The organism is Paraburkholderia unamae (assembly GCF_003096875.1).
GTDB lineage: Bacteria > Pseudomonadota > Gammaproteobacteria > Burkholderiales > Burkholderiaceae > Paraburkholderia > Paraburkholderia unamae.
In genome coordinates this window covers 1-4,846 of record NZ_QEOB01000057.1, presented here as the reverse complement: position 1 = coordinate 4,846, position 4,846 = coordinate 1, and the positions used below count along the sequence as shown (strand labels likewise).

Annotated in this window: 2 rRNA genes; both read left to right on the top strand. The window is 52.8% G+C overall.

Going from position 1 to position 4,846, the window contains the following annotated elements:
- The first annotated feature begins 129 nt into the window (after window positions 1–129).
- Window positions 130–1,662 (top strand): 16S ribosomal RNA (locus C7402_RS45945).
- Window positions 1,663–1,953: 291 nt separating this feature from the next.
- Window positions 1,954–4,834 (top strand): 23S ribosomal RNA (locus tag C7402_RS45940).
- Together the 16S and 23S rRNA genes form the textbook arrangement of a ribosomal RNA operon.
- Window positions 4,835–4,846 lie beyond the last annotated feature (12 nt).

The window sequence follows — 4,846 nt, the reverse complement described above, 5'->3', positions numbered from 1 at the left end:
GAAGTCGGGAGTAGCGAAAGTATCAAGAGTCTCACACTAAAGTAAGTCAGGTTTTTGAATTTATTCAGAACCTGTCAGCTTTGAGTGAGCGACTGGTTTCTAACGAAACCAAAAACAGTAACAGGAATTAAACTGAAGAGTTTGATCCTGGCTCAGATTGAACGCTGGCGGCATGCCTTACACATGCAAGTCGAACGGCAGCACGGGTGCTTGCACCTGGTGGCGAGTGGCGAACGGGTGAGTAATACATCGGAACATGTCCAGTAGTGGGGGATAGCCCGGCGAAAGCCGGATTAATACCGCATACGATCTTTGGATGAAAGCGGGGGACCTTCGGGCCTCGCGCTATTGGGGTGGCCGATGGCGGATTAGCTAGTTGGTGGGGTAAAGGCTCACCAAGGCGACGATCCGTAGCTGGTCTGAGAGGACGACCAGCCACACTGGGACTGAGACACGGCCCAGACTCCTACGGGAGGCAGCAGTGGGGAATTTTGGACAATGGGCGAAAGCCTGATCCAGCAATGCCGCGTGTGTGAAGAAGGCCTTCGGGTTGTAAAGCACTTTTGTCCGGAAAGAAATCCTTTGGGCTAATACCCTAGGGGGATGACGGTACCGGAAGAATAAGCACCGGCTAACTACGTGCCAGCAGCCGCGGTAATACGTAGGGTGCAAGCGTTAATCGGAATTACTGGGCGTAAAGCGTGCGCAGGCGGTGATGCAAGACCGATGTGAAATCCCCGGGCTCAACCTGGGAACTGCATTGGTGACTGCATCGCTAGAGTATGGCAGAGGGGGGTAGAATTCCACGTGTAGCAGTGAAATGCGTAGAGATGTGGAGGAATACCGATGGCGAAGGCAGCCCCCTGGGTCAATACTGACGCTCATGCACGAAAGCGTGGGGAGCAAACAGGATTAGATACCCTGGTAGTCCACGCCCTAAACGATGTCAACTGGTTGTCGGGTCTTCATTGACTTGGTAACGTAGCTAACGCGTGAAGTTGACCGCCTGGGGAGTACGGTCGCAAGATTAAAACTCAAAGGAATTGACGGGGACCCGCACAAGCGGTGGATGATGTGGATTAATTCGATGCAACGCGAAAAACCTTACCTACCCTTGACATGTATGGAATCCTGCTGAGAGGTGGGAGTGCCCGAAAGGGAGCCATAACACAGGTGCTGCATGGCTGTCGTCAGCTCGTGTCGTGAGATGTTGGGTTAAGTCCCGCAACGAGCGCAACCCTTGTCCCTAGTTGCTACGCAAGAGCACTCCAGGGAGACTGCCGGTGACAAACCGGAGGAAGGTGGGGATGACGTCAAGTCCTCATGGCCCTTATGGGTAGGGCTTCACACGTCATACAATGGTCGGAACAGAGGGTTGCCAAGCCGCGAGGTGGAGCCAATCCCAGAAAACCGATCGTAGTCCGGATCGCAGTCTGCAACTCGACTGCGTGAAGCTGGAATCGCTAGTAATCGCGGATCAGCATGCCGCGGTGAATACGTTCCCGGGTCTTGTACACACCGCCCGTCACACCATGGGAGTGGGTTTTGCCAGAAGTGGCTAGTCTAACCGCAAGGAGGACGGTCACCACGGCAGGATTCATGACTGGGGTGAAGTCGTAACAAGGTAGCCGTATCGGAAGGTGCGGCTGGATCACCTCCTTTCTCGAGCTCATCGCTCACTGCGTTAAAGCGCTCACACTTGTCGGCTGTTTCGAATAGCGATACGAAAATCGTATCGCCTGTCGTTCTTTAACAATCAGGAAGAAGTAGTAAAGAGATTCATCCGAAACACACTTAGAGATGGGTGTGGAGTAAGTGAATCAGGGTTGTGATTGTATCAATGTATTTTTAAGTGATCGAAAGATTGCCTTGAAATACGGCGCAACACGAATACTCAACCTGTAACGAGTGGATTCACCGTGAGCGATCACGACTGAGACACACCCGTTATAGGGTCAAGCGAACAAGTGCATGTGGTGGATGCCTTGGCGATCACAGGCGATGAAGGACGCGGTAGCCTGCGAAAAGCGGTGGGGAGCTGGCAAACAAGCTTTGATCCACCGATATCCGAATGGGGAAACCCACTCCGTATGGAGTATCCATGACTGAATACATAGGTCATGCGAAGCGAACGCGGCGAACTGAAACATCTAAGTAGCCGCAGGAAAAGAAATCAACCGAGATTCCCAAAGTAGTGGCGAGCGAAATGGGATCAGCCTGTACTCTTTATCTGTACCGTTAATCGAACGCTCTGGAAAGTGCGGCCATAGCAGGTGATAGCCCTGTAGATGAAAACGGAATGGAAGAACTAGGTGTACGACAAGTAGGGCGGGACACGTGAAATCCTGTCTGAAGATGGGGGGACCATCCTCCAAGGCTAAATACTCGTGATCGACCGATAGTGAACCAGTACCGTGAGGGAAAGGCGAAAAGAACCCCGGGAGGGGAGTGAAATAGATCCTGAAACCGCATGCATACAAACAGTCGGAGCCTCGCAAGGGGTGACGGCGTACCTTTTGTATAATGGGTCAGCGACTTACATTCAGTGGCAAGCTTAACCGAATAGGGCAGGCGTAGCGAAAGCGAGTCCGAACAGGGCGTTCAGTCGCTGGGTGTAGACCCGAAACCAGGTGATCTATCCATGGCCAGGTTGAAGGCACGGTAACACGTGCTGGAGGACCGAACCCACTAACGTTGAAAAGTTAGGGGATGAGCTGTGGATAGGGGTGAAAGGCTAAACAAACCTGGAAATAGCTGGTTCTCTCCGAAAACTATTTAGGTAGTGCCTCGTGTATCACCTTCGGGGGTAGAGCACTGTCATGGTTGATGGGTCCATTGCGGATTACGTCGCCATAGCAAACTCCGAATACCGAAGAGTGCAATCACGGGAGACAGACATCGGGTGCTAACGTCCGGTGTCAAGAGGGAAACAACCCAGACCGCCAGCTAAGGTCCCCAAATATGACTAAGTGGGAAACGAAGTGGGAAGGCTAAAACAGTCAGGAGGTTGGCTTAGAAGCAGCCACCCTTTAAAGAAAGCGTAATAGCTCACTGATCGAGTCGTCCTGCGCGGAAGATGTAACGGGGCTAAGTCATATACCGAAGCTGCGGATGCGAGCTTTGCTCGCATGGTAGGAGAGCGTTCCGTAAGCCTGCGAAGGTGCGTTGAAAAGCGTGCTGGAGGTATCGGAAGTGCGAATGCTGACATGAGTAGCGATAAAGGGGGTGAAAGGCCCCCTCGCCGTAAGCCCAAGGTTTCCTACGCAACGTTCATCGGCGTAGGGTGAGTCGGCCCCTAAGGCGAGGCAGAAATGCGTAGCTGATGGGAAGCAGGTCAATATTCCTGCACCATTGTTGAATGCGATGGGGGGACGGATCGCGGAAGGTTGTCCGGGTGTTGGAAGTCCCGGTCCTTGCATTGGAGAAGGCGCTTTGGCAAATCCGGGCGCGGAATTCAAGGGTGTGAGGCCATTCACTTAGGTGAAGAAGCAACTGGAAGTGGTTCCAAGAAAAGCCTCTAAGCTTCAGTTCAACAGTGACCGTACCGCAAACCGACACAGGTGGGCGAGATGAGTATTCTAAGGCGCTTGAGAGAACTCGGGAGAAGGAACTCGGCAAATTGGTACCGTAACTTCGGGATAAGGTACGCCCTTGTAGCTTGACTGGCTTGCGCCAGAAGGGTGAAGGGGTTGCAATAAACTGGTGGCTGCGACTGTTTAATAAAAACACAGCACTCTGCAAACACGAAAGTGGACGTATAGGGTGTGACGCCTGCCCGGTGCCGGAAGATTAAATGATGGGGTGCAAGCTCTTGATTGAAGTCCCGGTAAACGGCGGCCGTAACTATAACGGTCCTAAGGTAGCGAAATTCCTTGTCGGGTAAGTTCCGACCTGCACGAATGGCGTAACGATGGCCACACTGTCTCCTCCCGAGACTCAGCGAAGTTGAAGTGTTTGTGATGATGCAATCTCCCCGCGGCTAGACGGAAAGACCCCATGAACCTTTACTGTAGCTTTGCATTGGACTTTGAACCGGTTTGTGTAGGATAGGTGGGAGGCTGTGAAGCGGGAACGCTAGTTTCCGTGGAGCCGTCCTTGAAATACCACCCTGATCTGTTTGAGGTTCTAACCTTGGTCCGTAATCCGGATCGGGGACAGTGCATGGTAGGCAGTTTGACTGGGGCGGTCTCCTCCCAAAGGGTAACGGAGGAGTACGAAGGTACGCTAGGTACGGTCGGAAATCGTGCTGATAGTGCAATGGCATAAGCGTGCTTGACTGTGAGACTCACAAGTCGAACAGGTGCGAAAGCAGGTCATAGTGATCCGGTGGTTCTGTATGGAAGGGCCATCGCTCAACGGATAAAAGGTACTCTGGGGATAACAGGCTGATACCGCCCAAGAGTTCATATCGACGGCGGTGTTTGGCACCTCGATGTCGGCTCATCTCATCCTGGGGCTGTAGCCGGTCCCAAGGGTATGGCTGTTCGCCATTTAAAGAGGTACGTGAGCTGGGTTTAAAACGTCGTGAGACAGTTTGGTCCCTATCTGCCGTGGGCGCTGGATATTTGAAGGGACCTGCTCCTAGTACGAGAGGACCGGAGTGGACGAACCTCTGGTGTACCGGTTGTCACGCCAGTGGCATCGCCGGGTAGCTATGTTCGGAAGAGATAACCGCTGAAAGCATCTAAGCGGGAAACTCGCCTTGAGATGAGATATCCCCGGGGCTTCAAGCCCCTTGAAGGGTCGTTCGAGACCAGGACGTTGATAGGTCAGGTGTGGAAGCGCAGTAATGCGTTAAGCTAACTGATACTAATTGCCCGTAAGGCTTGATCCTATAACAGGTGTG